This is a genomic window from Hyphobacterium sp. (genome assembly GCF_965229905.1).
In the GTDB taxonomy this organism is placed as follows: Bacteria; Pseudomonadota; Alphaproteobacteria; order Caulobacterales; family Maricaulaceae; genus Hyphobacterium.
In genome coordinates, this window is the sequence record NZ_OZ245930.1 from 779347 (window position 1) to 805849 (window position 26503).

Annotated in this window: 28 protein-coding genes; 11 read left to right on the forward strand and 17 right to left on the reverse strand. The window is 62.8% G+C overall.

All coding sequences use genetic code 11. From position 1 onward, the window contains the following. Window positions 1–974 precede the first annotated feature (974 nt). The 4 genes from ACO08C_RS03920 to uvrC all read right to left on the reverse strand — a co-directional run bounded on the left by ACO08C_RS03920 (window position 975) and on the right by uvrC (window position 5554). A complete protein-coding gene (locus ACO08C_RS03920) occupies window positions 975–2294 on the reverse strand; it encodes an ATP-binding protein (protein WP_421787704.1) in 1320 nt (439 codons plus the stop codon). Window positions 2295–2301: 7 nt separating this feature from the next. Next, complete coding sequence (locus ACO08C_RS03925) at window positions 2302–3003, reverse strand: response regulator (RefSeq protein ID WP_421787705.1); 702 nt, start codon at window positions 3001–3003, stop codon at window positions 2302–2304. 62 nt (window positions 3004–3065) lie between these two features. Continuing rightward, window positions 3066–3650: a CDP-diacylglycerol--glycerol-3-phosphate 3-phosphatidyltransferase gene (gene pgsA / locus ACO08C_RS03930; protein WP_421787706.1), complete on the reverse strand. Its 585-nt coding sequence runs from the start codon at window positions 3648–3650 to the stop codon at window positions 3066–3068. After that, the gene (uvrC, locus tag ACO08C_RS03935) at window positions 3647–5554 is read right to left on the reverse strand and encodes an excinuclease ABC subunit UvrC (protein ID WP_421787707.1); all 1908 of its coding nucleotides are present in this window, start codon (window positions 5552–5554) and stop codon (window positions 3647–3649) included. The genes pgsA and uvrC overlap by 4 nt, the downstream gene beginning before the upstream one ends. Here uvrC and ACO08C_RS03940 point away from each other — a divergent pair. Beyond that, window positions 5553–6296 carry an SDR family NAD(P)-dependent oxidoreductase gene (locus tag ACO08C_RS03940; RefSeq protein WP_421787708.1) on the forward strand — a complete coding sequence of 248 codons (744 nt, stop codon included), beginning with the start codon at window positions 5553–5555 and terminating at the stop codon, window positions 6294–6296. The genes uvrC and ACO08C_RS03940 overlap by 2 nt on opposite strands. Here ACO08C_RS03940 and proC read toward each other — a convergent pair. The 3 genes from proC to ACO08C_RS03955 all read right to left on the reverse strand — a co-directional run bounded on the left by proC (window position 6293) and on the right by ACO08C_RS03955 (window position 8100). Beyond that, window positions 6293–7126 carry a pyrroline-5-carboxylate reductase gene (gene proC, locus ACO08C_RS03945; RefSeq protein ID WP_421787709.1) on the reverse strand — a complete coding sequence of 278 codons (834 nt, stop codon included), beginning with the start codon at window positions 7124–7126 and terminating at the stop codon, window positions 6293–6295. The two genes, ACO08C_RS03940 and proC, sit on opposite strands and share 4 nt — an antisense overlap. A 3-nt stretch (window positions 7127–7129) precedes the next feature. Beyond that, a complete protein-coding gene (locus tag ACO08C_RS03950) occupies window positions 7130–7630 on the reverse strand; it encodes a YbjN domain-containing protein (protein WP_421787710.1) in 501 nt (166 codons plus the stop codon). 134 nt (window positions 7631–7764) lie between these two features. Then, window positions 7765–8100, reverse strand: coding sequence for an accessory factor UbiK family protein (locus ACO08C_RS03955; RefSeq protein ID WP_421787711.1), 336 nt, complete (start codon window positions 8098–8100; stop codon window positions 7765–7767). A gap of 86 nt (window positions 8101–8186) precedes the next feature. On the opposite strand from ACO08C_RS03955, the gene lgt reads away from it, so the two are divergent. From lgt to ACO08C_RS03970, 3 genes are all read left to right on the forward strand, one after another. Then, window positions 8187–9095 carry a prolipoprotein diacylglyceryl transferase gene (lgt, locus tag ACO08C_RS03960; protein ID WP_421787712.1) on the forward strand — a complete coding sequence of 303 codons (909 nt, stop codon included), beginning with the start codon at window positions 8187–8189 and terminating at the stop codon, window positions 9093–9095. Next, entirely contained in the window at window positions 9095–10189 is a 1095-nt protein-coding gene (locus ACO08C_RS03965) for a class I SAM-dependent methyltransferase (RefSeq protein ID WP_421787713.1), read from the forward strand. The genes lgt and ACO08C_RS03965 overlap by 1 nt, the downstream gene beginning before the upstream one ends. An 89-nt stretch (window positions 10190–10278) precedes the next feature. Continuing rightward, the gene (locus ACO08C_RS03970) at window positions 10279–11211 is read left to right on the forward strand and encodes a ribose-phosphate pyrophosphokinase (RefSeq protein ID WP_421788649.1); all 933 of its coding nucleotides are present in this window, start codon (window positions 10279–10281) and stop codon (window positions 11209–11211) included. Here ACO08C_RS03970 and ACO08C_RS03975 read toward each other — a convergent pair. Further along, window positions 11208–11939: a hypothetical protein gene (locus ACO08C_RS03975; RefSeq protein ID WP_421787714.1), complete on the reverse strand. Its 732-nt coding sequence runs from the start codon at window positions 11937–11939 to the stop codon at window positions 11208–11210. The genes ACO08C_RS03970 and ACO08C_RS03975 overlap by 4 nt on opposite strands. A 245-nt stretch (window positions 11940–12184) precedes the next feature. On the opposite strand from ACO08C_RS03975, the gene ACO08C_RS03980 reads away from it, so the two are divergent. Continuing rightward, complete coding sequence (locus ACO08C_RS03980; RefSeq protein WP_421787715.1) at window positions 12185–12862, forward strand: 50S ribosomal protein L25/general stress protein Ctc; 678 nt, start codon at window positions 12185–12187, stop codon at window positions 12860–12862. Window positions 12863–12898: 36 nt separating this feature from the next. Further along, window positions 12899–13498, forward strand: coding sequence for an aminoacyl-tRNA hydrolase (gene pth / locus ACO08C_RS03985; protein WP_421787716.1), 600 nt, complete (start codon window positions 12899–12901; stop codon window positions 13496–13498). A gap of 119 nt (window positions 13499–13617) precedes the next feature. Here pth and ACO08C_RS03990 read toward each other — a convergent pair whose 3' ends face one another. Continuing rightward, a complete protein-coding gene (locus tag ACO08C_RS03990; protein WP_421787717.1) occupies window positions 13618–13998 on the reverse strand; it encodes a hypothetical protein in 381 nt (126 codons plus the stop codon). 45 nt (window positions 13999–14043) lie between these two features. Between ACO08C_RS03990 and ychF the strand changes: the two genes are divergently transcribed. Next, window positions 14044–15141, forward strand: a complete 1098-nt coding sequence (gene ychF, locus ACO08C_RS03995) for a redox-regulated ATPase YchF (RefSeq protein ID WP_421787718.1) — start codon at window positions 14044–14046, stop codon at window positions 15139–15141. 53 nt (window positions 15142–15194) lie between these two features. After that, window positions 15195–15635, forward strand: a complete 441-nt coding sequence (locus ACO08C_RS04000) for a GFA family protein (protein ID WP_421787719.1) — start codon at window positions 15195–15197, stop codon at window positions 15633–15635. A gap of 127 nt (window positions 15636–15762) precedes the next feature. Here the strand turns inward: ACO08C_RS04000 and ACO08C_RS04005 are convergent, their stop codons facing one another. The 3 genes from ACO08C_RS04005 to ACO08C_RS04015 form a co-directional block, all read right to left on the reverse strand. After that, the gene (locus ACO08C_RS04005) at window positions 15763–16860 is read right to left on the reverse strand and encodes an alpha/beta hydrolase family protein (protein ID WP_421787720.1); all 1098 of its coding nucleotides are present in this window, start codon (window positions 16858–16860) and stop codon (window positions 15763–15765) included. Window positions 16861–16962: 102 nt separating this feature from the next. Beyond that, on the reverse strand, window positions 16963–17613 hold the full coding sequence (locus ACO08C_RS04010; RefSeq protein WP_421787721.1) for a winged helix-turn-helix domain-containing protein: 651 nt from the start codon (window positions 17611–17613) through the stop codon (window positions 16963–16965). 59 nt (window positions 17614–17672) lie between these two features. Then, a complete protein-coding gene (locus ACO08C_RS04015) occupies window positions 17673–18527 on the reverse strand; it encodes an alpha/beta hydrolase family protein (RefSeq protein ID WP_421787722.1) in 855 nt (284 codons plus the stop codon). Between the two features lie 361 nt (window positions 18528–18888). On the opposite strand from ACO08C_RS04015, the gene ACO08C_RS04020 reads away from it, so the two are divergent. Both ACO08C_RS04020 and ACO08C_RS04025 read left to right on the forward strand, forming a co-directional pair. Beyond that, window positions 18889–20121: a multidrug effflux MFS transporter gene (locus tag ACO08C_RS04020; RefSeq protein ID WP_421787723.1), complete on the forward strand. Its 1233-nt coding sequence runs from the start codon at window positions 18889–18891 to the stop codon at window positions 20119–20121. A gap of 9 nt (window positions 20122–20130) precedes the next feature. Further along, window positions 20131–21006, forward strand: coding sequence for an enoyl-CoA hydratase-related protein (locus ACO08C_RS04025; protein ID WP_421787724.1), 876 nt, complete (start codon window positions 20131–20133; stop codon window positions 21004–21006). A gap of 144 nt (window positions 21007–21150) precedes the next feature. Here the strand turns inward: ACO08C_RS04025 and ACO08C_RS04030 are convergent, their stop codons facing one another. After that, the gene (locus ACO08C_RS04030) at window positions 21151–22041 is read right to left on the reverse strand and encodes a 23S rRNA (adenine(2030)-N(6))-methyltransferase RlmJ (RefSeq protein ID WP_421787725.1); all 891 of its coding nucleotides are present in this window, start codon (window positions 22039–22041) and stop codon (window positions 21151–21153) included. A 73-nt stretch (window positions 22042–22114) separates the two neighbouring features. Here ACO08C_RS04030 and ACO08C_RS04035 point away from each other — a divergent pair, with 73 nt between their 5' ends. Further along, window positions 22115–23608: a S10 family peptidase gene (locus ACO08C_RS04035; protein ID WP_421787726.1), complete on the forward strand. Its 1494-nt coding sequence runs from the start codon at window positions 22115–22117 to the stop codon at window positions 23606–23608. Between the two features lie 563 nt (window positions 23609–24171). On the opposite strand, the gene ACO08C_RS04040 is transcribed toward ACO08C_RS04035, so the two are convergent. From ACO08C_RS04040 to ACO08C_RS04055, 4 genes are read right to left on the reverse strand one after another with little or no spacing between them, the layout of a single operon-like run. Then, entirely contained in the window at window positions 24172–24702 is a 531-nt protein-coding gene (locus tag ACO08C_RS04040; protein ID WP_421787727.1) for an adenine phosphoribosyltransferase, read from the reverse strand. A 9-nt stretch (window positions 24703–24711) separates the two neighbouring features. Continuing rightward, window positions 24712–25341, reverse strand: coding sequence for a glutathione S-transferase family protein (locus ACO08C_RS04045; protein ID WP_421787728.1), 630 nt, complete (start codon window positions 25339–25341; stop codon window positions 24712–24714). Further along, window positions 25338–25718 (reverse strand): lysozyme inhibitor LprI family protein, encoded by a 381-nt coding sequence (locus ACO08C_RS04050; RefSeq protein WP_421787729.1) that lies wholly within the window; start codon window positions 25716–25718, stop codon window positions 25338–25340. Before ACO08C_RS04050 ends, ACO08C_RS04045 begins: the two co-directional genes overlap by 4 nt. Before the next feature lie 31 nt (window positions 25719–25749). Further along, window positions 25750–26469 carry a hypothetical protein gene (locus tag ACO08C_RS04055; protein WP_421787730.1) on the reverse strand — a complete coding sequence of 240 codons (720 nt, stop codon included), beginning with the start codon at window positions 26467–26469 and terminating at the stop codon, window positions 25750–25752. Window positions 26470–26503: the final 34 nt, after the last annotated feature.

A 26503-nucleotide genomic window follows, 5' to 3' on the forward strand; every position in this document is an offset into this window, starting at 1 on the left:
CGGCCCAGGGGCACCGCAGCTTCTCTCACCCCTCCTAGAAGCGGAAGAAACGGTGCGATCCGAACCGGGGGCGCACACTTTTTCTTTGATACTCGGGGACATCTGTCCCCTCGCTCCTCGCTGACGCTGCGGACGGGCGGTCGCCCTTGCCGAACCCGCACGGGTTCGGGGTGCCAGGCTCTTCACTCAAAAAAACCGTCTTCCTCCGGCTCGACCGGAGGATCTCGATGGAATGCGTTGTTTCCGTTGCGCGCGGCCCGGGCGCCCGAAAGAACTGCCGGCGCTGCGGGCCGTGCTCACATGAAACGCGCTCACGGCTGGGGCGTTGGCGAGTACGATTTCCCTCGTTATTGCGCTGTCGTGCCTCGCTGACGCTGCGGACGGGCGGTCGCCCTTTGGGGGCTTCATACATTTTCCCTCACCCTGATGGGGAGGGGAAAGCCAAGCCGACTACGCCTCACACTCCATGCCGGCCAGTCTTTCGCGCCGGGTTTTCGGCTCAAGGGTGAAACCGCGAAGCAGCGCATCCGCGCCCTTGACCTGAAAACCCGGCGCGAAAAAATCCCGGCAAGGCATGAAAGGCCGATTGTGTTCGAATTCTCCCCCCGTCTACGGGGGGAGTGGTCCGAAGGACCGAAGGGGGCATGCCCCCTCCACCACTTCGTGGTCCCCCTCCCCCGTGAACGGGGGAGGAAATCCTGTTGACGCTCGGATTCTACTCTCCGAACAGCCCCTATCACCGTCATCCCTGCGAAAGCAGGGACCCAGTTTCGTCATCCCATCCTGCAGGCCCTGCGCCAACCAGCCGCCTTCCTCACCGCCGCGCAGATTGTGCGCCGGTCTCCACTGCTTCAGCGCCGTTCTGGGTCCCTGCTTTCGCAGGGATGACGTCGGATATTCTTGTATCTTCAAAGACCTGCCGTGGACAATAACGTTGCCCGCGCGAGCAGACGTCAACTGCTTACGCAAAAGCACTACGCCAACGGCAGGCGCAGCGTGGCGCGCAGGCCGCCCAGCGGGCTGTCGGACAGCTCAACATCGCCGCCATGGCCGCGCGCCACATCGCGGGCGATCGCCAAGCCGAGGCCGACGCCCTCCCGGTTCATGTTGCGCGCCTCGTCCAGCCGGGCGAACGGCTTGAACGCTTCCTCGCGCTTGTCGGGCGATATGCCCGGCCCGTCATCGTCGACGATAATCTCGAGATGGCGCCTGCGCTTGCGCACGGAAATCTCGCATTTCGTTCCGTAGGCGCAGGCATTGGAGATCAGGTTCGCGATACCGCGCTTCAGGACTCCGGGACGGACATTCGCCATCAGCCCCGCGTCGGCGGACAAGGTTATGCCGGGGTCGGCGCGGCGTGCTGCTTCCACGGTTTCCGCGACCAGCGCCGAGACATCGGCCTCGACCGTTTCCTCGCTCACCTGGCCGCGGGCGAAGGCCAGGTATTCCTCAAGCATGTGTTCCATTTCGCCGACATCGCGGATGGCGTCCTCGCGCTCCTCGCTTTCCGGCATCAGGGCGAGCTGGAGTTTCAGGCGGGTGAGCGGGGTGCGCAGATCATGGCTGACGCCGGCCAGCATGGAGGTGCGCTGATCGAGATGACGGGTAATGCGCTGGCGCATATCGATGAAGGCGTGGGCGGCTTCGCGTACCTCGCGGGCGCCGGCCGGCTTGAATCCGGCCGCATCCTCGCCGCGCCCGAAACGGGTTGCGGCTTCCGCCAGGCGGCGGATCGGCTTGACCTGATTGCGGATGAAGACCACCGAGACGAGGCTCAACAATGCTGTCGCGCCGAACAGCCAGAGCAGGAAGATGTGACCGGTCGTGGCAAACACCCGCTCGCGCACGGCGATGAAGCGCAACACGCCGGTCCCGGTCTGGACGCGAATATCGACATAGGCGGGATAGCGCGTGGTATCGAACCAGACCTCATTGTCCATGGCCGCCGTCAAAGACCGGCGCAGGGTGCGATCAAGCGTGCGGAAAAAGGACGATCGCCGGGAGGTCGGCAAGCGCTCGCCTTCGCGGAAATCGACCGAGAGCTGCATGTTGCGGTAAGCCGCATCGGCGAGCGGCGCAAACGCCGTATCGTTCTCGCCCGTGGTCTCGAACAATTCCGTCATGATGGCGACATCGCCGGCGACGCCTTCGGACAGGCGGCTGGTCACCGTTTCCCAATGTTGTTCGAAAAACGCCCAGGCGATCAGCCCCTGCATGACAGCCACGGGCACCACGAAGATCAGCAGGGACCGGCCAAACAGGCTTTTCGGCAGATATCGTTTCAGCGGTCCCAATGCGCGCTCAGCCCTGATCCTCGAATATTGCTTCGGCGATCAGCTTGTATCCCTCACCGCGTATGGTCTGTAAATGAACCGGTTGGCGCGGATCGGCTTCCAGCTTGCGGCGCAGACGCGTCATCTGGACATCGACCGCCCGCTCGCCGCCACCTGTAAGCTCGCACAGATCGTATCGCGATACAGTCTCGCCGACCTCTTTCGCGAGCGCTTTCAGGAGCGTTTCCTCGCCGCCGGTCAGGCGCACCGGTTCGCCGCCATCGGTCAAAGCGCCGTTGGACATGTCGAACTGGAAGCGGCCGAAGCGGACTTTTTTGTGAACCGAGCCCGATGGCCGCGCCCGGCGCAGGATATTGTTGATCCGCAGCACCAGCTCCTCCGGCTCGAAGGGCTTGGGCAGGTAATCGTCGGCTCCCAGCGACAGGCCCCTGATGCGGTCTTCGGCCTCGCCGCGCGCGGTCAAGAGCAGGATCGGCGTATCGCGTTGCGTCCGCACCGCCTCGGTCAGCTGGAAACCGTCCATGCCCGGCATCATCACGTCCAGCACGATGAGATCGAAATCCATGGACCGCATCTTGGCCTGGGCTTTCGCGGCATCAGCGGCCGTGGTGATCCGGAATCCGCGCTGGGCCAGGAATTTCTTGATGAGTTCGCGAATGCGATTGTCGTCATCGACCACCAGGATGTGGATGTCCGATAGATCGTTCATGGGTCTCCTCACCGCAAATTGCGGCGGCATATAAGCCGTTTAGCACAGGATTGGCGGATCACTTATCCTGTCGAAGTCTTGCGGATCGCCCACAGATAGGTGAGCCCGGTGTAAAGGCTCAACGCCGCAGCGAGCCACAACATCCAGATCCAGACCTCCAGCGCCCAGGGCTGATTGCCGCCCGGCAGGATCGCCAGGGCAAAATACCAGCCGATGGCTCCCATCTCGAACGTTGTCTTGAACTTGGCCGCCATGGAGACCGCCAGCGGCACGCTTTCCTTATTGAGGCGCGAGAAGCGGACCAGCGTGATGATGACATCCCGGGCGATGATGGCTGCGATGGCATAGCTGGCGATCATCAGACCGGTCCAGATTCCCATCGCGATCAGAAATGAGGCGACAAAGACCTTGTCGGCGATCGGATCGATCAGCGCTCCGAAGGCGGAGACCTGATTGAATCGGCGCGCGATCCAACCGTCCAGAAAATCGCTCACGCCGCCGGCAATGAAAAAAGCGAGCGCATAGCTCCACCAGCGCGTCGCCTCGTCATTGGTCTCCGACATGAAGGCGGCCCACAGCATCAACGCACCGATCGGACCGGCGATCAGGCGGAAGACGGAGAGCACGGTCGGCAGGGTGAAGATCATTGCTGGAACCAGTCGTGAATGCGTTTCGCCATGGCGGCCGACACACCTTCCACGGCTTCAAGGTCTGCGAGCGCCGCCCGCTCGACCGCCTTGGCGGAACCGAAATGGGCGAGCAATGCCTTCTTCCGGGATGGCCCAATACCGGGGATGGAATCAAGCGGATTATCGCGCAAAGCCTTCTGCCGTTTGGCGCGGTGGCCGCCAATGGCAAAGCGGTGGGCCTCGTCGCGGAGCCGCTGGAGATAATAGAGCACCGGATCATTCATCGGCAGTTTGAAGGGCGGTTTGCCCGGCATGTAGAAGGCTTCGCGGCCGGCATCGCGCTCGGGTCCTTTGGCAATCGCTGCGATCGGAATGTCCGTTAGCCCGAGTTCCTCCATCACCTCCAGAGCAACGGAAAGCTGGCCCTTGCCGCCATCAATGAGGACGAGACCAGGCACTGGTGCGCCTTCCTCCTTCTCCTTCAGGAGGCGCGCGAAGCGGCGGCGCAACATGGCGGCCATCATGCCGTAATCGTCATTCGTCGCGGCATCATCGCCCTTCATGTTGAAGCGGCGGTAATGGGTTTTCGAAAACCCCTCCGGCCCGGCGACAATCATCGCGCCCAGGGCGTTGGAGCCCTGGATATGCGAGTTGTCGTAAACCTCGATCCGGTCGGGCGGCTCGTCGAGACCGAAGACCTTCGCGACGCCATTGAGGAGCTTGGCCTGGGTCGCGCTTTCCGACAGCCGGCGGCCAAGCGCTTCGCGCGCATTCGTCCGGGTGCGGTCGACGAGTTTGCGCTTCTGACCCCGCTGCGGGGTGATGACGCCGACCTTGCGGCCGGCCCGCAGGGTCAGGGCTTCGCTGATCAGTTCCGCTTCCTCAACGCTATGCGAGGTCATAATCAGCGCCGGCGCCGGACGGTCATCGTAGAATTGCGCCAGGAAGGCCGAGAGGATTTCCGACGGCTCGGCCTCGGCTTCGTGCTTGGGGAAGAAGGATTGGTTCCCCCAGTTCTGACCGGCGCGATAGAAAAAGACCTGCACACAGGACTTCCCGCCTTCGCGGGCGAGCGCGACGATATCGGCTTCCTCGACGCCTTCGGGATTGATGCCCTGATCGGTGGTCACCGCCGCAATGGCGCGGATCCGGTCGCGGAGGCGCGCGGCGCGCTCGAAATCCAGCGCTTCCGAGGCGTCGGCCATCTGCCCGCTCAACTCTTCGCGCAGCGCATTTGACCGGCCACGCAGAAAAGCTTCCGCCTCGTCGACCAATTCCTGGTAAGCCTCTTTCGACACCAGATCGACACAAGGGCCGGCGCAGCGCTTGATCTGATAGAGCATGCAGGGCCGTGTCCGGCCCTCATAGACGCTGTCCGTGCACGTGCGCAAAAGAAAGGCCTTCTGCAGCGTATTGAGCGTTGCATTGACGGCACCCGCACTGGCGAAGGGGCCGAAATACATCCCCTTGGTCTTGCGCGCGCCGCGATGCTTGCGGATTTGCGGCGCATCGTGATCGGTGCGGATCAATATGTAGGGAAACGACTTGTCGTCACGCAGAATGACGTTGTAGCGCGGCTTTAATCGCTTGATCAGGTTGGCTTCGAGCAGGAGCGCTTCGGTTTCCGTTTCGGTGACGACGAATTCCATCGACCGCGTCAGGGCGATCATCATGGCGATGCGGTTATTGTGTCCCCCGCCCTTGGCATAGTTCGAGACCCGGTTTTTCAGGTTCTTGGCCTTGCCGACATAGAGAACCGCGCCATCCTTTCCGTACATGCGGTAGACGCCGGGTTTCGCCGGCAGCCGCTTGACGTAAGATGCAATCACCTCGGGTCCGGACAGGCCGGACGTGCCCTCCTCGGGGGGCGCGGCCGCATCTTCCGCGACAGTGGGTGGACGGTTCGGCCGGGAGGCTTTCATGGGCTCTAAAATCGCTTTGGTCACCGGTGCTGGCAAGCGCCTGGGCGCAGCCATCGCAAAAGCGCTCGCGGAGGATGGCTACCGGTTATGGGTTCATTTCAATTCATCGGCGGATTCGGCCGGCGACGTTGTCGAACATATCCGGTCCAATGGAGGCGAAGCCGAAGCGGTGCAGTTCGACCTCGCCAACACCGCGACGCTGGCTCCCTTGGTGCACGGGCTCGGCCGGATAGACGTCCTGGTCAATTCGGCCTCCGTGTTCGATTACGATTCCGCTGACGCCCTCCAATCCGAGAACATGCAGCGTATCCTTTCTGTCAACCTGATCGCTCCGGCATTGCTGGCCTCGGTCATCGCAGGCCGGCATGAAGACCGGAATTCCGGCAACATTATCAATCTTCTGGACCAGAAACTGTACAATCTCAATCCGGATCATTTCAGCTACACGCTGGCCAAGGCCGGCCTGCACACCGCGACCGAGACCATGGCGATGCAGTTCGCCCCGCGTGTTCGCGTCAATGCGATCGCGCCCGGCCTCACCCTGCCTGCGCCGGGGATGAGCGAATCGGAATTCGAAACGGCGCACCGGGACAATCCGATGCGCGGCGGTTCGACGCCGGAGGATATTGTCCGCACAGTGCGCTTCATCCTCGCCAGCCCGGCAATGACCGGCGAGACCATCCTCATGGATGGCGGCGAACACCTGATGCGCCGCGGGCGGGACGTGTCGAAGGGCGGCTAGTTCCGGTTGGTATCGCCGAGCTGACGCGAGCGGCGCTCCGCTGCGGCGACCGCATGGCGCATCATTTCCGGCAAAGCGCTGCCCCCCATCATGACGTCGAGCGCCGCCTGGGTGGTGCCGTTCGGTGACGTCACTTGGCGGCGCAATTCCTGCGGCGAGAGCCCCGACGATTTCATCAGCTCGCCGGCGCCGATCAGCGTTTCCGCCGCCAGCTTCTCGGCCAGGTCGCGCGGCAGGCCGAGCGATTCCCCGGCGCCGGCCAGCGATTCGGCGAGCAGGAAGAAATAGGCCGGGCCGGAGCCGGACACGCCGGTGACGGCGCCCATCAGGCGTTCGTCGTCAATCCACTCGATCTTGCCGCCGACTTTCAACAGACGCTCCGCGTCCTTGCGGCGCGGGTCCGCGGCCTCGTTGGCAACGCAAACAATCACGCCTTTGCCAATAGCGGTCGGCGTGTTGGGCATGGCGCGGATGACCGGGCGTTCGCCCAGAAGTTCGGTTATTGTCCGAATCGTGACTCCGGCCATGACCGAAACGATCGTGCAGTCGCGCGGCAGCACTTCGGCGAGGTTGTCGGCGATGTCGTAAAACACCTGCGGCTTGACCGCGAGCAGCGCGATCGTGACGTCCTTGGCTGTGCGCGGGCCAAGGGCCTCGACGCGCTTCAGGCCCCGCTCACGAACCAGCGTCGCCATCTCGCCGGTCAGGCGCGGCGCGCAGATCAGCAGGTCCTCGGCGTCGACCTTGCCTTTGCCGCGGAACCATCCGGTTGCCAGCGCACCGCCCATCCGGCCGGCGCCAATCAGGGCTATGCGGTCCTTGCCGGCCAATCCCTACGCCTCGCCGATGGTTTCGAACATGGCCGACTGAGCGGCTTCCTCGACCGTCTTGCCGCCCCAGACGAGGAACTGGAAGGCCGGATAGAAGCGTTCGCCGGCCTCACGTGCGGCCGAGATCAACATGCCAGCCTGGGCTGGAGACAGGGTTTCGCCCGGTGCGATCGGGATGCCATGGCGCCAGACAACGCCGCCGTCTTCTTCCCAAACATCGAAATGCCCGTACCAGAGCTTCTCATTGAGCCGCGTGGCGAGCTCGCAGACCTCGCGGAAGCGGGCGCGCGGCGCTTTCAGCTCGAGGCTGGCGCAGATGTGGATGGCGTCGTGATCGGGCCGCCAGGCGAACCAGATCTGATGGTCGCGCCAGGCACCCGGCGCAGACATGTGAAGCTCCCCGGATTCGTCACGTTCATAGGGCAGCTGTTCGGCGATGACCGCTTGCTCGACGGCGTCGAGCGGATCGGCTTCATAGCCTGTATTCTCTGTCGCGAGTTCCATGCGCTGATATCCTTTCGCGCCGGCTGCCCCAATTCCGGCCGCCCGGTCGCACAGCGAATCGAGCGGCATAACGCCCCGAGCCTAGAGCCCTCTTTTCGGCGGGGGCAATAGTCCGGGCGCCGGTGATCCGTGGATTAGTCTTTCTTCGCTTTGCTGGCAGGCCTTTTCGCCGTGGATTTCCGGGGCGCCGCCTTGCGGGCCGCTGGCGCACGTTTGGACGCCGGTTTTGCCGCCGCTTTTTCGAGGGCCTCGATACGGGCTTTCAAGGCTTCGTTTTCCTCGCGCGCGGCTTGCGCGACCGCCTTGACGGCCTCGAATTCCTCGCGGCTCACGAAGTCCATCCTGGCGGCCACCTTGTCGGCGCGCGCACGGAACACAGCTTGAGCCTCTTCACCAGCCGCCTGCGCCGCCGCGAACGCGTCGGTCATCAGGTCTGCGATGTCGTTGAAGATGGGATTGCGGGTCTGCATGCCGTAGCCTTCTTTCCTTACCCGCCGCTATATGCGATTTCAGGCGCGGCATTGCAATGTGACAGCCCAGCGCAGGACTTTTCCCGATGGACACCCTGATCCAGGCATGTGAACCGACTTTCAGTCTGCTCAACGAGGTGATTTTCCGGATTCCGCTGGACTTCATCCGCGAGGGCTGGGGCTTTGACCTGCGCTGGTATGCGCTCGCCTACATTGCCGGCCTGTTGCTCGGCTGGCGATACATGCTGGTGCTGGCGCGCCGGCCGCGGCTGTGGGTGCCGCGGGAGGCCAAGCCGAAAGGGTCGCCTTTCACTGTCGAGGATGTCGACGACCTCCTTTTATGGGCGACGGTCGGTGTGATCGGCGGCGGGCGTTTGGGCTATGTCCTGTTCTATAATCCGCAGGTGATCTGGAATGATCCGATCTGGATCATCACCGGCTTCCAGGAAGGCGGCATGGCCTTCCATGGCGGTCTGATCGGTGTCGCCATCGCGATCTATTTCGTGGCACGCGCGCGCAAGCTCGATCTCTGGCGGATCGCCGATGCGGCGGCCGTCGTCGCGCCGATCGGCTTGTTCTTCGGGCGGCTGGCCAATTTCATCAATGGCGAGTTGTGGGGCCGGGTTACGGATGTGCCCTGGGCGATGCGGTTTGCCTCCGATCCCTTGTGCGCGCTGCGTCATCCCAGCCAGCTCTATGAGGCTGCGCTGGAAGGCGTGTTGATTTTCGTCGTGGTCAATTTCGCGACCTGGAAGCACCGTTCGCTGGCGCGCCCGGGACTGAATACCGGCCTGTTCCTGGTGATCTACGGCCTGTCCCGCGCGCTGCTCGAAATGGTCCGCGAGCCCGACGCGCACATGCCCGACGCACTGCGCGGCTATGTGACCATGGGCATGATCCTGTCGATCCCGATGATCATTGCCGGGGCCTGGCTGATCCACCGGGCGCTGAAAGCCGCACCCGCTCCGGCCCCGACCAAGCCGGTCGAGTCCTGATGAGCACACCCATTGCGGTGCGCATCGCCGACCAGATCCGCAATGGCGGCCCGATTTCCGTGGCCGCCTTCATGACCCAGGCGATGTTCGATCCGCGCGACGGCTATTACGCCACCAAGAACCCGATCGGCGCGGGCGAGGATTTCGTCACCGCCCCGGCGGTCAGCCAGATGTTCGGCGAACTGATCGGCCTGTGGTGCGCCCAGGTCTGGATGGATATGGGCAAGCCTGTGCCCTTCCATCTGGTCGAGCTCGGGCCCGGCACCGGGCAGATGATGAGCGATATTGTGCGCGCCGGCCGTGCCGTTCCGGGTTTCCTGGACGCGGCGCGGATCACGTTGATCGAAGCCAGCGCGGCGCTGAAAATGGTACAGGGCCGGACGCTGACGCCGATGGGCATCGAGGCGGTCTGGATGAACCGGATCGAGGAGGTGCCCGGCGGGCCGGCGGTCTTCATCGGCAACGAATTTCTGGACTGCCTGGCCGTGCGTCAGGCGGTGAAACAGGACGGGCATTGGCATGAGCGCATGGTCGGGCTGGATGACGGCGGTGCCTTCACCTTTGTGATGGGGCCACAGCTGGGCCAGGAGGCCGATCTCGTTCCGGACCGGTTGCGCGATGCGCCAGACGGCACGCTGGTCGAGCTCCGGCCCGGCGACCGGCAGGTCGTCGAGGTTTTGTCCCGCCGCTTCGCCGAGTATCCGGGCCGCGCCTTGTTTATCGACTATGGCCCGGCGCAGAGCGAAGCCGGCGATACGTTCCAGGCGATCCGCGATCACCAGAAAGCCGATCCGCTGAACGCGCCCGGCACGGCCGATTTGACCGCCCGCGTGGATTTCGAACAGCTGGGTAAATCCGCGCGCGAAAGCGGGCTGCAGACCGCGGGCCCGGTCGAACAGGGCGATTGGCTGAAAGCGCTCGGGCTGGAAATGCGGGCCGCCGCCCTGATGCGGTCATCTCCCGAGAAAAAGAGCGTCATTGCGCGGCAGGTGATGCGCCTCACGGAACCCGATCAAATGGGTTCGCTGTTCAAGGTCATGACATTTTCGGCACCCGGCCTGCCGAAAGCGCCCGGATTCGCCGGGGACGGATGAATTTCCGGTTCAACAATCGGAGGTCATTTGCTAAGGGCACGCGCAGGCGCGGCTGACATAAAGGCGGACCGATGGCGGGACGGACCCCTCTGAAACTGGTTTCAGGCACTTCGAACAAACCCCTGGCGAGCGCGATTGGCGATTATATCGACGCGCCGCTCACCGAGTGCGAAATCGAACGCTTCGCCGATGGCGAGATTTTCGTGCGCATCGCGGAGAATATCCGCGGCGAGGACATTTTCCTGATCCAGTCGACGTCCAAGCCGGCGAATGATTTCATCATGGAATTGCTGATCTGCATCGACGCGCTGAAGCGCGCGAGCGCGAAGCGGATCACGGCCGTCATTCCCTATTTCGGCTATGCGCGGCAGGACCGGAAGACCGGCGGCCGTACGCCGATCACGGCCAAGCTGGTCGCCAATCTGATCTCGGAAGCCGGCGCCGACCGCGTGCTGACGCTCGACCTGCATGCCGGCCAGATCCAGGGCTTTTTCGACATTCCGACCGACAATCTGTTCGTCACGCCGGTGTTCGAGGACGACCTCAAGCGGAATTACGACACCTCGGAATTGATGATCGTGTCGCCGGATGTCGGCGGCGTGGTGCGCGCGCGCTCGCTGGCCAGCCGGTTGGGCGCCGACATCGCCATTGTCGACAAAAGGCGGCCGAAGCCGGGCATGTCGGAAGTCATGAACATTATCGGCGATGTCGACGGGCGACGCTGCATCATCTTCGACGATATCTGCGATTCCGGCGGCACGCTGTGCAACGCCGCCGCCAAGCTGAAGGAACAGGGCGCGACCGACGTGTCAGCCTATGTGACGCACGGGGTTCTGTCCGGCAGCGCCGTGGAGCGGATCTCAAAATCCGAGCTGGCCGAGCTGGTCATCACCGATTCGATCGCGGTCAGCGACGAGGCGCTCAAGGCAAAGAAGATTCGACAGATCTCGATCGCGCCCCTGCTCGGCGAAGCGATCCGCCGGATCGCCAATGAAGAATCGGTCTCGAAATTGTTCGACTAGCCTCCGTCGGGCGGCTCGAAAGATACGGGCGGCGGTTCCGAGCTGATCTCGACGCGGGTGTAGTTCCAGCGCCAGGATCCATCCTCGGCTATGCCCCAGGCCGGAAAGTCGACAAGACCGAAATTCTGCATCGGTCCATAGAGATAGGCAAAGCTGCTGCCATCGGCGAGCACGGTCCGCCAGGCGATCAAAGCGCCGGTGGAATCGGTGCGCCAGTGGCTGACAGCGGAACTGGCCGTGTTGTAGGCGATTACGGTGTCCGGCGCCTGCCATTCAAGCCGGAGCCGCGGATCGCCCGCCGCGAAGGCGTGCAGGATCGTATAGAAACCGAACGGGTAGCGCGCCCGGCTTTGGGCATGGGATTCGGCGTCGAACGGTGTGAGTTCGCCAGTGTGATAGCGATAGAGCCAGCTTACGTCCGGCGTCATCGCATAGACGGTGTGAAAGGATCGCCCTTCATATTCCGAACGCTGCCAAGGCTCGGCCAGATCGCGCCAAGCCCGCTCGATAACCGGTTCGTTGGGTTCCGTGCGCCAACCGTCATATTCAAGATACAGCGAACGGGCGCGGCTCCAGACCGCATCGCCACCGAAGCGGTCCATCATTCGCTGGATGGCTTCCACGGCTTCCGGGTCGCCGCGCAAATCCGCCGTGTCGGCTTCGGTGGGTGCCGCTACGAGGCCCGCCGAAACCAACAGAATCGCCCTGAATATCCGGGATGCCGTCATCGTGGGCTCCTGTCGCTTATCGGATGGTCCACGAGGCTAGGCAGAGCCGATAATTCACCCAATTACATATAGGTCAGGTTTGAAGTCTTCGCGGCGCTGTTTCGGGCTGGAATAAGTCGCAACGCAGCGGTTGCGCGCCCCAAAGGGATCGGCTATACGCCGCGGCTCGAATTCCACTGGCTAGGGGCACAGCCCCGTTGGGCCGCGCGGATCGCGGCCTTTCTTGTTTTTTAAGGATCAGACCGATGAGCGACATCGTTCTTCCCGTTGACGTTCGCGACGCCTCCGGCACCGGAGCTGCCCGCGCGACCCGCCGTGAAGGCTTCGTCCCCGGTACGCTGTACGGCGGCAAGCTGGGCCCGGTTTCCATCGCCATCCGCGAGAATGTGCTGCGCAAGGCCATCCATTCCGGCAAATTCCTGTCGAACATGGTGACGCTGGAGCATGACGGCGAAAAGCAGACCGTGATCCCGAAGGACGTCCAGTTCGATCCGGTCACCGATTTCCCGCTGCATGTCGACCTGTTCCGTGTTGACGAAGACTCGATCATCGACGTTGAAGTCAGCGTCCACTTCCTCAACGAGGAAAAGGCGCCAGGCCTGAAGCGCGGCGGCGCGCTGAACGTGGTGCGTCACACCGTCGAACTGTCCTGCCCGGCCGGCTCCATTCCGGAATCGATCGAGGTCGATCTCTCCGGCCTGGAAATCGGCGATTCGGTCCACATCTCCGACATCACCCTGCCGGAAGGCATCAAGCCGACCATTGACGACCGCGACTTCACGATTGCCACGATTGCCGGCGCCCGCGTCGAGCTCGAGCCTGAAGACGAAGACGTCGAAGGCGAAGAAGGTGAAGACGGCGAAGAAGGCACAGAGGCTGAAGGCGCTGAAGGTGAAGACGAGGGCGAAGATTCCAAGGACTAGGGGTCTCGCCTCCCCTTTCATGAAAGGGGGCGCACCATGTTGCTCATCGCAGGTCTCGGCAATCCGGACAGCAAGTATCTCCGGAACCGTCACAATATCGGCTTTCTGACGCTCGATGCGATCGCCGAGCACTGGCGGCTGGGTCCCTGGAAGGCGCGCTTTCAGGGCGCCGCCTGCGATGGGGTGATCGAGACCGCCAAGGGGCCGAGGAAGGTCCTCCTGCTCAAGCCGGGCACCTATTACAATGAAAGTGGCCGGGCGATTGGCGAGGCGGCCCGCTATTATGACATCCCTGCCGAACGCATTGTGGTCTTTCATGACGAGCTCGATCTGGCGCCGGGCAAGTTCCGGCTGAAACTCGGCGGCGGGCATGCCGGGAATAACGGGCTGCGTTCGATCATGGCGCATGTGGCTGGCGATTTCCGGCGCGGCCGGATCGGCATCGGCCATCCCGGCGACAAGTCGCGGGTCACCGGCTATGTGCTCTCCGACATTCCCAAGGCAGACCAGGGCTGGGCCGCGGACCTGATGGATGCCATCTCCCGATCCGCCGATCTGCTGGCCACCGGCGAGTTCGACGCGTTTCAGACGAAAGTGACGCACCTGGCCCCGGCGCCGGGGAAAGAGGAAAGCTAAATTCAAGCTTGTAAGCCAATTATCGAGTTTTCACTCAGTTGCGTCCCACGCCCTTATGAGCGTCACATTGTGTTAGCACAGTGAAACGAAAACTTAGCCGCTCAAGGCTCGATGAGCGGCTAGATGATAATCCAACTCGTCACTTCCTCACCTCTTGAGCGATGCGAAGTCAGCACGAATTGTTCCTCCTCCACCGATGCATTCGGCAGGAGGCGGAGGACTGCGCCATTGTCCAGTCGGACAACCAACTTGTTGCCTGGCTCTAGGTGAAACGACTCGACGGAGCTCCCAAACAGGCCGCCTAGCGGTAATGGGTCGGAAAAAGGATGGTCGATTCTGCGGGCGTCGTTTTTTGATATCAGTTCGAATTGCTCCGACAATTCAATTGAAAACCATGAGAAGTTCAGTCTGAGATGGCCCTTGCTCCACACGATCGTATTGAGCGCACCGCTTTCAGCAGAGTTCAAATTCTCGATGTCTGAATCGGTTATTTGCCGCATTCCGCAAACCTCCTATAAGCGCCGCAAATTAGAGACGAGGACGTCATGGGTTTCAAATGCGGCATTGTCGGCCTGCCGAATGTGGGCAAGTCGACGCTCTTCAATGCGCTGACACAGACCGCCGCCGCGCAGGCCGCGAACTATCCCTTCTGCACGATCGAGCCGAATGTCGGCGATGTCGCCGTGCCGGAACCGCGTCTGGCGAAGATCGCCGCAATCGCCCAGTCCAAGGAAGTGATCCCGGCGCGGATGAACTTTGTCGACATTGCCGGCCTGGTCGCGGGCGCGTCCAAGGGCGAAGGCCTGGGTAATCAATTCCTCGCCAATATCCGCGAGACCGATGCCATCGCCTATGTGCTGCGCTGTTTCGAGGATGACGATATCACCCATGTCGACGGGCGGATCGATCCGCTGGCCGATCTGGAAACCGTCGAGACCGAGCTGATGCTCGCCGACATGGAGAGCCTGGAAAAGCGGCGTTCCAATCTCGAGAAAAAGGCCAAGACCGGCGAGAAAGAGGCAAAGGCGGCGCTGAAACTGGTCGATATCGCGCTGGAACAGCTGCAGGCCGGCAAGCCGGCGCGCTTCGCCGAGATCGACAAGGAGGACGAAAAGGAATGGCGGAAGCTTCAGCTCCTGACGTCCAAGCCGGTCCTGTTCATCGCCAATGTCGACGAGGACCGCGCCGCCGAGGGCAATGAATATTCCCAGAGCGTGCTCGACCGGGCCAAGCAAGAAGGCGCTGAAGCCGTTGTCATCTCCGCCAAGATCGAAAGCGAGCTGGCCCTCTTGGAAGACGAGGAGCGTGCCGAATATCTGGAAACGATCGGGCTGGAAGAGGCCGGCCTCAACCGTCTGATCCAGACCGGATATCATCTGCTCGGCCTGCAGACCTATTTCACCGCGGGCCCGAAGGAAGCGCGCGCCTGGACCTTCCACAAGGGCTGGACCGCGCCGAAATGCGCCGGCGTCATTCATGGCGATTTCGAGAAGGGCTTCATCCGGGCCGAAACCATTGCCTATGACGATTATGTCTCGCTGGGCGGTGAGAATGCTGCGCGCGAAGCCGGCAAGCTGCGCCAGGAAGGCAAGGATTATGTGGTGCAGGACGGCGACGTTTTGCACTTCAAGTTCAACGTCTGATGCGCTTGAGGCGAAAGCTTTGATCCTGCCGAATGGGCGACTAAACTCGCATCATGGTCGTTGCTTTCCGCGGACATTGTCATTGCAGATCGGTTGAGATCGAATTCGAGTCCACGCTTGCAGCGGATGAGCTCGGCTACCGCCTGTGTGACTGCACTTATTGCCGGAGACTGGCACCAGTATATTTCGCCGATCCAACCGGGAAAGCCCGCATCCATGTCGCTGACCCGTTAGGCATCTACCGCTTCGGCCATAAAACGGCGGATTTCGTGCATTGCCCGACCTGCTTCGTCTATGTCGGTGCGATTTTCGAAACCGGCGGTCGAACATTTGCCATCCTGAATGCCAGACTGTTCGATAACCTCCCCCTCGCAAAAATTGCAGATGCGGCATTCGATTATGATGCCGAGAATACGGAAGACAGGATCGCACGCCGTGCGCAGCGATGGACACCGGCAAGATTAATTGAGGGCGCCAGAAACGGCTCGGCCTGAGTATTCGCTCGCCAACCGAATTCTTCAATTCTCCCAGTTACGCGCTCCATCGCGACAGTCGCTCGACATGGATAGAGCAGGTCAGGCAAGACCGGTGATTGCTGACCGGCCCGCCCGACCTCCGGGACTAGTCTGTGCAGCCGTCGGATGCGCCAATGCGCCGGTCCAGCGAATCGAGGAGCGCGGCGATCAACTCGTCCGCGATCTCGGTCTGGCCAAAGGGGTGGCGGTCGACGCGCCGGTCCTCGAATTCCAGAAAGAAGTGATCCTGGTCCGGCAGGACGTGCAGCTCGATATCGGGATTGCCGGCCGCTGACAGGTGCTGCAGCAGAACCGGGGCGTGGGCAGCTGGCGGCGTCGCATCGTCGGCGGATCCGTAGACGGCCAGCACAGGCGTCGTGAGCCGCGCCAGATCGGACGCCGGATCGTAAGCCATGAAAGCCCGGTGCCACGCGGTACCTGACCGGTAGAAGTCCAGGATTTCGGCATTGTAGAAGGGTTCGTCGAGCGCCGATTGCGCCGCCATCATTTCGGCCAGCACGGCGTCCCAGGCCGCGGCATCTTCCACGGCATCGCTCGCCACGAATTCGGCAAAACGCAAAAGCGCCGGATAGACCTGTTCGGCTGTGAAAGGGTCTACGCCCTGGCGGATCATGAAATCGGTGCGCTGGCGGGCGAAGGTTTCAGCGCCCGGCAAGGCCGGGCCAGCCAGAAGAATGGCGAGATCGATGTCCGGCCGGTCCGCGGCCAGCTGGCTGGCGATCATGGCGCCCTCGCTGTGCCCCAGCACAATGATGTCGCCGACGCGGGGATGGCTGGCCAGGTAATCGAGTACGGCGCGATTGTCGGCGATGCGGAGGGCAGACGGGACTTGCAGCCATTGCGGCGGTTCATAGCTTTCGCCATTCACCGTGCTGGCGCCAAAGCCGCGCGGATCGGTCAGCACGACTTGATAGCCGGCGCGCGCCAGCCGGTCGGCGATCATGCCGAACATGGGCACGCCGGAAATCATCTGTTCGCGGACATGATCGCCGCTGCCGGTGATCATCAGCACGGTCGGCCGTGCGACATCGCCCGGCGCATAACGCATGTCGCCCGCCAAGCTGACGCGATCGTCTCCGTGGCGGGTTTCCAGGCGAAAGTCTTCGACGGCATAGCAAGCCGTGTCGAACGTGGTCGACGTAGCAGCCTGTGCAAGGATTGCAGACAAGAGGATGAACAGCATGGGGTTCTCCGTGACCGGCGCGGGAGTGCGCGGGAGCGCTCATCGGAGGGAAATGGCCGCCGGAGACAATCCCCGGACGGGGATCATCATCCAATCATCAGATCAGGATCTGTCGTGTGACGATGTAAAAGCAGGCGCGGGTTCGGCGACAGGGGTGCCGGCATGGCTGGCATGGCCGCCGAAGCCCGGCCGTACCGCCTCGCGTTCGGCCATGAGGAATTGGCGGTTGGCCGCGATATTCGCGGCGCGCTCCTCGGCGAGGCTTCGCACAGCAACAAGTTGAGCGGTTTCGCCAGGCAATACCGGATCGCCGGCCATGATGCGCGATGCTTCGGCGAGGGTCGTGTCAGGTTGCCAGGCGAAGCTGAAAACGATGGCTATGACCGCGGCTGCGGCTATGGCATGCCAGCGTTCCCTGCCGGCGGGCCGGAAGGCAATGGCGCGTACATTTGCGGTGACGCGATAACCGCGGCCGCGCACGGTTCCGATCAGACCGGCGTCGTTGGCCAGCGCCCTGCGGAGTTGATAGATGCAACGCGTCAATACATCGTCGACCACGTGCACGCCCGGCCACAAGCGAGCGAGCATTTCTGCGCGGCTGACCGGACTTCCGCCCGCTGCGATCAGGGTGGTCAGCACGTCCATGACTTTGGGTTCGAGCTGCACGCTTTCCGCCGCCCGTTCGATACGGTTGAGCTGCGGATACACCCGCCAGCTGCCGAGCCGGAAGCCGTTCTTCAGGTCGTCTGTCATGACGGGCGAGTCTTCACGCAGGCTTGGGGCTGTCACGTGAATTCTTGTTAGGCTGGCGATCACTCCGCTCTCCGCGCCACGTCCTGTTCGCGAATCCACGCGACCATGTCCTGCATGGCCTCCATGGCGATCGCGCCCGTGCTTTCGCGGACCAAGTTATGGTCGGCATCCTCGATGGCGATGACGGTGAAATCGCCCGCCGAGAGGTCGGGCTGCTGCAGCCGCTCGATTTCGAGCTGCGAGGGGTTGGAGAGGTCGTTGAGGCCGAAAATGAACAGGCCCGTAGCTTCGGCGTTCTGCAAGCCCGCCGCCGGATCATATCCCGGCGCGGATGCCAGGGCACGGCTCTGTGCGAGCGCCTCATGTTGCGCCACGCCGCGGTCTGTCAGCGAATCATAATGGTCGGACACGCCGACGCTTACGGCACCGGCGGAGATCGAGACGAAATAGTCGATGTTGTCGGAGCGGCTGGCCATTTCGGCGTTCAGCCAAGCCCCGAAGCTGGATCCCAAGAGGCCGAAACTCGACACCGGCATGTCGGAATCGGCCCGGAGGCTTTCTACGACACGCAGTCCATCGCCTGCCAGTAGCGGCACGATGTCAGGGCTGTTAAGCGTGCTGGCGATGACCGCCTCGCCGTGCGATTCGCCATGGCCGCGGCGGTCATATCTGACGATTGCCATGCAGGCCGGCTGCAGAAGCTGAACCGCGAACGCCGCCTCCTCGCGAACGCGATAGGATGAGCCGCCATTAACCAGAATGAAGGGCACGGCCCCCGCATCGGCGGGATAATCCACCGTCACCGCGATGGTGCCCGCCTCGCCATCGATCAGACGATTTTCCTGCTGCCAGTCTGTGCAGGTAGCCGGCTGGGCCGCTGCGATAGCCGCGCTCATCACAATAATGTCGAACATGAATTCCCCCTGTGGTCCTTGGTGCGACCGTACCCACAGAGCGGCGCGATAGAAGTTAAATCGGGTCCATGAACAGCCATTCGAGGTTAAAACCGGCACCGTCGGGGCATTCCGGGGAATTACTTGCCGCAAGAGGAGGCCGTATTCGTCGCCGAGCGGTTCGCCTGTTGGACCATCGATCGCACTGCCGCGCGGGAGGCAGACTCGGCTCGCGGCGCGCGCGGTCTGGCGGAAAACCTGCCCGGATTACGATGACTGCGCGCCGACTGACACCCTGTAAACGCCCCCGTTTTTGCCGCCTGCAACTTGCGCTTGCCAACCTCTCCGGTTCATCGCACCAAGGTCAGCTGGGGGTATACGAATGCCGAGATCAGACTTTGTGGGTGAACGGCAATTGTTGACGTTCTGGCAGCTCGTGACGTTGCTTGTTCTGTCAACGGGCATCGTCGCGCTGTCGATCGACATGATGTTGCCGGCGCTGCCGGAAATTGGGCGCGATCTGCAGGTCGCCGGCGAAAACAACAAGCAACTTGTCGTCACCGCATTCCTGATCGGGTTTGGGCTGGCGCAACTGTTTTACGGACCCTTGTCGGATGCGTGGGGGCGCAAGCCGGTATTGATCGGAGCGCTGGTGCTGTACATCGGCGCGACCTTTTTCTGCCTGGCCGCCTGGTCTTTCGAGGTTCTGTTGTTCGGGCGTTTCCTGCAGGGCATGAGCATTGCCGCCGCGCGGGTCGTGTCGATCGCGATTGCCCGTGACCTGACCTCCGGCCGGCGCATGGCGCAGGTCGTGTCGATGGCGATGATGGTGTTCATGGCAGTGCCCGTCGTGGCGCCGAGCCTTGGCCAACTTGTGCTGTTTGTGGCGCCCTGGCGCTGGATATTCGTGATCCTGCTTTTCGCGGCATCCAGTCTGGCAATCTGGCTGAGCCTGCAGCTGCCGGAAACGCTGCGCGAAGAATACCGCCGCAAGCTGAACGTCCGTCAAACGGTCGGCGTCTTCCGGGAAACGCTGCGTCATCGGGCGCTGGTCGGGTATGCCTTGGCAGGGGCCTGTTTCTTCGGCGGCCTCTACGCCATGCTGAACATGTCGGAACAGCTGATGGCGCAGCATTTCGAGCTGGGCACGACCTGGACGCTCGCATTTGCCGTCATGGCGGCTTCGATGGCGATTACCAATTTCGCCAATTCCCGGCTGGTCATGAGATATGGCCAGCGCCGGTTGTCGCAAGCCGCATTGATCGGATTCACCGCGATCAGCGGCGGCCATTCGCTGTTGATCCTGACGGGCGTCGATACGATCTGGGTGTTCCTGCCTCTCTTGTCGCTGGCGATGATGCTGATGGGCCTCATTGCGGCCAATTTCAACGCTCTGGCGATGGAGCCTGTGGGCCACATCGCCGGCACGGCCTCGGCCGCCTACGGGTTTGGCACGGGCGTCATCGGTGCGGTGATCGGCATGGCGCTGGGTCAACTCTACAACGATACCGCCCTGCCCCTGATCGCGGGTCAGACCGTGACCGGGCTGGCGGCCTTCGTTACGGTCTATGTGACCGAACGGGGTGAACTGTTCGGTGAAGGCACCATCGACTAGGAGAGCCTCATGCCGTTTGCGACCATCGATCTGGCCATTGACGGGCCGATCGCGACCCTCACGCTGAACCGGCCGCAGGCGATGAATGCCTTCACCCACGAAATGGGCGAGGAGATTCGTGCAGCGCTCGACGAGACCGACGCCAATGATGAGGTCCGTGCCGTGATATTCACCGGCGCCGGACGCGGGTTCTGCGCGGGAGCAGACCTTTCGACCGGGGCGGAGACCTTCAACGCTGTGAGTCAGGCCCAGGCGCAGGGCGAGCTCGACGACAACGATCCCCGCTGGCGCGATTCGGGCGGTGTTTTGAATTTGCGGATCTGGGCCTCGCAGAAGCCGGTGATTGCAGCGATCAACGGTCCTGCGGTCGGCATCGGCGCCACGATGATCCTGCCCATGGATGTGCGTTTCGCGGTGAAGGGCGCCAAGATGGCCTACCCGTTTTCGCGGCGGGGTATTGCCTGGGACGGCGCCGCCAGCTGGTTCCTGCCCCGCGTGGTGGGCGTTTCCACCGCGATGGATTGGGCGCTGTCGGGCCGCACATTCCGCACCGAGGAGGCGCATGAAGCCGGGCTGATCAAATCGCTCCATGACGATCCCGGGTCGCTGATGGAAGCGGCGCGCGCCTATGCGGCCGAGCTCGCCGAAATGACGGCCCCGGTGTCGGTGGCGGTGATGCGGCAGATGGCCTGGCGGATGCTGGGCCCGCACACGCCGATGGATGCGCACCGGATCGAATCGAAGGCTATTTTGCACGCGGGCATGGGACCGGATGCGGCAGAGGGCGTGATGAGCTTCCTGGAGAAGCGTCCGCCTGATTTTCCCTTGAAGCCATCCGAGGACATGCCGCCCTGGTATCCGTTCTGCGATGAGGAAGAGTATTAGGTCCCGTTATCCAGTTTTCTCGTCATTCCGGGGCGCGCTGAAGGCGCGAACCCGGGACCCATTCCGTGGCTTTGAATAAACGGCATGGGTCCCGGATCAGACTGACGTCTGTCCGGGATGACGATTCAGAAGCCGAACCCGCCGCTAAAACTCTTCCACCGAGAGGCTGTCATCGGTGGCGCAACCATCGAGCCGCCAGCCGGCGCCCTCGCCCTGCGCCAGCGTTTCCGAAAGCCAGGGCAGCAAGGCGAGCAGCTGCGCTTCCAGCGTAAAGGGCGGGTTGACGATGACGATGCCGGCGCCAGCGAGCTTGCCTTCGCTCTCAAGGTCACGAACCCACAAATCGGCACGCAGCAGTTTTTCCGGCGTGGCGAGCTCCTCTTCGAACAGCCATTCGGCGAGGCCGACATCGAAGCGTTCGGACGCCCAGAGGTCTTTGAGCGGGCGCCAGATAATCCAGGTCCCGGTCGGCCATTTCGGCAAAGCGCTGCGGACCGCTTCGGCCATGTGCGCCATCTCGTCACGATGTTCGAAGGGCGGGTCAACGAGCACAAGTCCGCGCTTTTCCCGCGGCGGCACCAGGGCGGGCAACGCCTTGTAGCCATCCCGGCGTTCCACCTTCACACGCGCATCCCGGACATAGCGTTTGTCGAGCGATTTGGCGTCCGCTTCGTGCCATTCGCAAAGCTGAATGCGGTCGAGCTCACGGGCCATCCGGGCGGCGATTTCAGGTGAACCCGGATAGCGCGATAGCGCACCGGCATTCATCGCGCCAACGATATCGAGAAGCGGCGCAAGGGCATCCGCTACGGCCGGCGGTTTATCTGCGGCGATCACTTTCGCGATCCCGTTCCGCCATTCCGGGCTGCGCTCGGCTTCGCCGGACGTCAGGTCATACGCGCCGATTCCCGCATGCGTGTCGATATAGCGGAACGGCTTGTCCTTCTTCTTCAGATGCCGAAGGCATTGCGCCAGCACGGCGTGTTTCAGAACATCGGCAAAATTGCCGGCATGGAAGGCGTGGCGGTAATTCATGCGCTCGCATTATCGTAATTTGCCCCGTCCCGTGAAGGCTTTATGTTCGGCGCCAATGTCTGGGAGGAATGCCATGAATCGCTGGGTTTCGATCGTCGCCGCCATAGCGCTGGGCGCATGTACCGCCGCGGCACAGGATGAGGGAGAAGACGCCCGCGATGACGGCTCGCGTATCTATGAGAGCGAAGGCCAGATCACGGCGAACGGGCAAAGGGTCAGGTATTCCGTCATTGCCGGCGAAACCTTCATGGCGGGAGATGACGGCGAACCCTACGCGTCGATCTTTTCGACGGCCTATATCCGGCAGGGCGTAGACGATCGTGAAAACCGACCGGTGGCCTTCATCTTCAATGGCGGGCCGGGATCGGCGAGCCTGTGGCTGCACATGGGCGTGTTCGGACCCTACCGTGTCGACCTGCCGTCGGACGCGCTGGACGATGGCGCCGCCCCCTACTCCATCATCGAAAACGAGTTCTCGATCATCGATCAGGCCGACCTGGTCTTTGTCGATCCGGTCGGGACCGGCTGGAGCCGGCCGCTGGGCGAAGAAACCGGCGACCGCTTTTGGGGCATCCGCGAGGATGCGCGCGTCCTGGGCGCTTTTATCCGCCGCTGGCTGACCGAGAACCGGCGCTGGAATTCGCCGAAATACCTGCTCGGCGAAAGTTATGGCACGACCCGGATTGCAGCACTCCTGAACGAGATGCAGGGCGGCTGGACGGATGTCTCGTTCAACGGTGTCGGCCTGATCTCGACCGTTCTCGATTTCCGCTATGACGACACGTCCGAGGGCAATGATGTCGGCTATATCGGCCTGATGCCGGGTTTCGCGGCGACGGCTTGGTATCACGAGCGGATCGACCGCTCGGCGTGGGATGGCAATCTCGAAGCCTTCCTCGCGGATTCCCGCGATTTTGCATACGACACCTACATGCCGGCGCTGTTGCGCGGGGCGAGCCTGTCTGCGGACGAGCAACGCGCGGTCGCGGCGGAGCTGTCGCGCTTTATCGGATTGTCGGAAAACTATCTGATGCGCGCCAATCTGCGGGTTACCCTGAACCGCTTCATGCGCGAATTGCTGCGCGATGAAGGCCTGTCGGTCGGTCGGCTGGACAGCCGCTTCACCGGCGCTGAGGCGGATGCCGTCAGTGAAGGGCCGGAATACGATCCGTCGGCTTATGGCATAGATGGCGGCTATACGGCCGCGATGCTGCACTATTTCACTGACACGCTTGGCGTCGACATTACCGAGGAATATTCGGTGATCGACATACCAACATTCGGCGGCTGGAACCGCGATCACGGCCAGGGCGAGGCCTATATCAATGTCGGCCCCTGGGTGGCGACGGCGATGCGCCAGAATTCCGATCTCGAAGTGCTGGTGGCGCAGGGCTATTACGATCTCGCCACGCCGTTCTTTGCGGCGGAGCTGATGTTCAACCAGCCGGGCTTCGATCCCGACCGGGTTACCTTCGGCTATTATGAGGCCGGGCACATGATGTACATCCACCACCCTTCACTCGAGGCGTTCGTCGAGGATGTACGCGAGCTGATGGACGGAGAGTAGCGGGGTGCTTTCCCTCCCCTTGATGGGGAGGGAAGACCGCGAAGCGGTCAGGGTAGGGTGACTATGGCCCCGCTTCGCTAAAAGCCCCCCACCCCTACCCCCCACAAGAGGGAGGGGAAAGCCAAGCCTATCCCGCCTTACACTCCATGCCGGCCAGTCTTTCGCGCCGGGTATTCGGCTCAAGGGTGAAACCACGAAGCGGCGCATGCGCGTCCCTTGACCTGAAAACCCGCCGCGAAAAAATCCCGGCAAGGCTTGAAAGGCCGATTGTGTTCGAATTCTCCCCCCGTTTACGGGGGGAGCGGTCCCCACGGGTCCGACCACAGGTCGGCCCGAGGACAGGCTCCGGACCGAGGGGGGCATGCCCCTCCACCACTTCGTGGTCCCTTTCCCCCGTGAACGGGGAAGGAAAGCGCTTCGTGACGCCGGGCACTTCACCATGAGGCATGTTTTTTCCCGCCTCCCTCCGGCTTGACCGGAGGGCCTCCGAGGTCCTCCGATTAAATCGGAGGAAGACGGTGATTTGTGGGATTTGAGGCCTGATTGCCCGGCGAGGTGAAACCTCAATCCCCGTCGAAGCTCACGAGGCTCGCGCAGGGCACGCCGAGTTTCTCGATACGTTTTGCACCGCCGAGATCCGGCAGGTCGATGACGAAAGTCGCGCCAACGACGTCCGCACCGGCGCGACGCAAGAGCTTGATCGAGGCCTCTGCCGTACCCCCGGTGGCGATGAGGTCGTCGACCAGAAGGACACGCTCGGTTTCGGCGACCGCATCGCTGTGGATCTCGACCGTATCGGTCCCGTATTCGAGCTCGTATTCCTCGGCGAGAGTGCGGGCGGGCAGCTTGCCCTTCTTGCGCACCGGCGTGAAACCGACCGAGAGCTGGTGGGCCACCGCGCCACCCAGAATAAATCCGCGCGCCTCAATGCCGGCCACCTTGTCGATCTTGGCGCCCGCCCAGGGCTGTACCATGGCGTCAATTGCCGCGCGGAAGGCGCGCGCATCCTTTAACAGCGTGGTGACATCGCGGAACTGGATGCCCGGCTTGGGATGGTCCGGAATTGTGCGGATGGCGTCCTTGATGAAGTCCATGACGGGTCTCTAATGGCCGGGAGCGTCCCAGCTTTCCAGAAGTGCGGCGGCTTTCCAATCCTTGTAGACCGGATCGCCGAGCAATGTCTCCACATAGGTCTGCGCGCTTGTGGATAGCGGCACCTGATAGGTTTCAAACCGCGTTGCGACAGGCGTGAAGAAGGCGTCTGCGATCGACCAGTCCCCGAAAAGGAAATTTCCCTCGCCGGTCTTGGACTGGGCCCAGAGCGCCTGCACGGTTTCGATGTCGCGCCAGCAGGCAACGCTCATATCGGTCGCGGCGAACCTTCGCTGCAGATCCATCGGCAATTCGCCGCGCAAGGCGGCAAATCCGGAATGCATGCTGGCGGTCACGGCCCGGGCTTGCGCCCGCCGCGCAGTATCGGCCGGCCAGAGCGCGGATGAGTGTTCCGCCGCCCACTCGCAGATCGCGAGGCTGTCCCAGATATTGCCGTCCGGTGTTTCGAGCACGGGCACGGTCGCCACGGGTGACAAGTCGAGCAATTGCTCGCGTGTGCCGTCCCGATCGAGCGGGATGAGATGCTCTTGGAAATCAATGCCGGCTTTCTTCAAGGCGAGCCAGGGGCGCATGGACCAGGACGACAGGCGCTTATTGCCGATGTGAAGGACAAGACTCATTGCTCAATGAGCTCGCGTGTCCGATCGCGAGTAAGGCTGATCCGGCAATCCATTGACACCGCTTGCGCATCCGCGCCGATCAGCAAGAGTGCAGCGCGGCGGGCGCATTCAGCGTCGCGATAGGCGATCCAGGCAGTTTGCGCCCGCTCCAACCGCTCTGCGGCATGGGCGATGCCAGCCATGTCGAGATCGATGTCCGCCGCTTCCGCGCGGGCTTCTGCCTCGGCCTCTTCCAGAGCGTCCTCGGCAATGTCGAGCAGGTCCTCAAGACAACCCCGCAAGGCGCGGTCATTCATCATGTGCTCGGAACACTCGATCATCGGGCGCGCCTCAGCGCCCTGCAGCGCCATGAGGGCAAGAAGGACGGTTGAGATCATGCCGGAACACCCTGATTGGTTCCGGCAAACGCTAGTCGGCTGTCGCCATCAAGTCCACGACGGCGCGCTCGATCGCTGCATCAATCCAGCGGCCAACGCCGTGCCGCTCCGTGTCGGTCCCGCCCGCTGTCATGAGCAGGCCGACATGAAAGCCGATCACGGCGATCTGTCCGTCATGGGCGATCACGACCGGCGCTCCCGAGAGACCCGGGCGCGTCGCACAATCGTGAGCGAACAGGCGCCCGTCCCCAAGGCGCAGCTCGGTGTTCGCGAGGACGCTGCAGCCCAAGCGCGGCAGCCGCGCGAGGACGGAGATATGCGGCAGGCTGCCGGGCTCGCCGCGGAAGCGCGCCAAGGGGAGTCTGCGCACCGCTTCCGGAAGGCGAGACGGTGTGCGGATGGCGATCCAGTCATCGCCTTCGTCGCGGTAGAGGCCGGCATTCCGGAAGGCGGCGACCGGCAGATAGCGGCCACCCGGCGCGCGCACCTGACACGCGGTGATATCACCAGCCGCGTGGTCGGCAGACGCGTGGCGGGCGGCGATGACGATATCGTAGGGGGTCTCTGTTCCGAGATCGATCGCGAACCCACGGCTGACGCGGCGTAGGCCCGCCGTTTCGGCAGGACAAATGATGGCCACCGTTCCGGCTTGTGCGTCTGCGTCCGAAAGCGAGCGCACAGCGCGGACATCGCTGGCCCGGGCAGCCGCACCAGCGGCCAGGACAAGCGCGATGGCCGCGACGACTTTCATCGGCCAAGGATAAACCCTCGCCCGGTCAACCGGG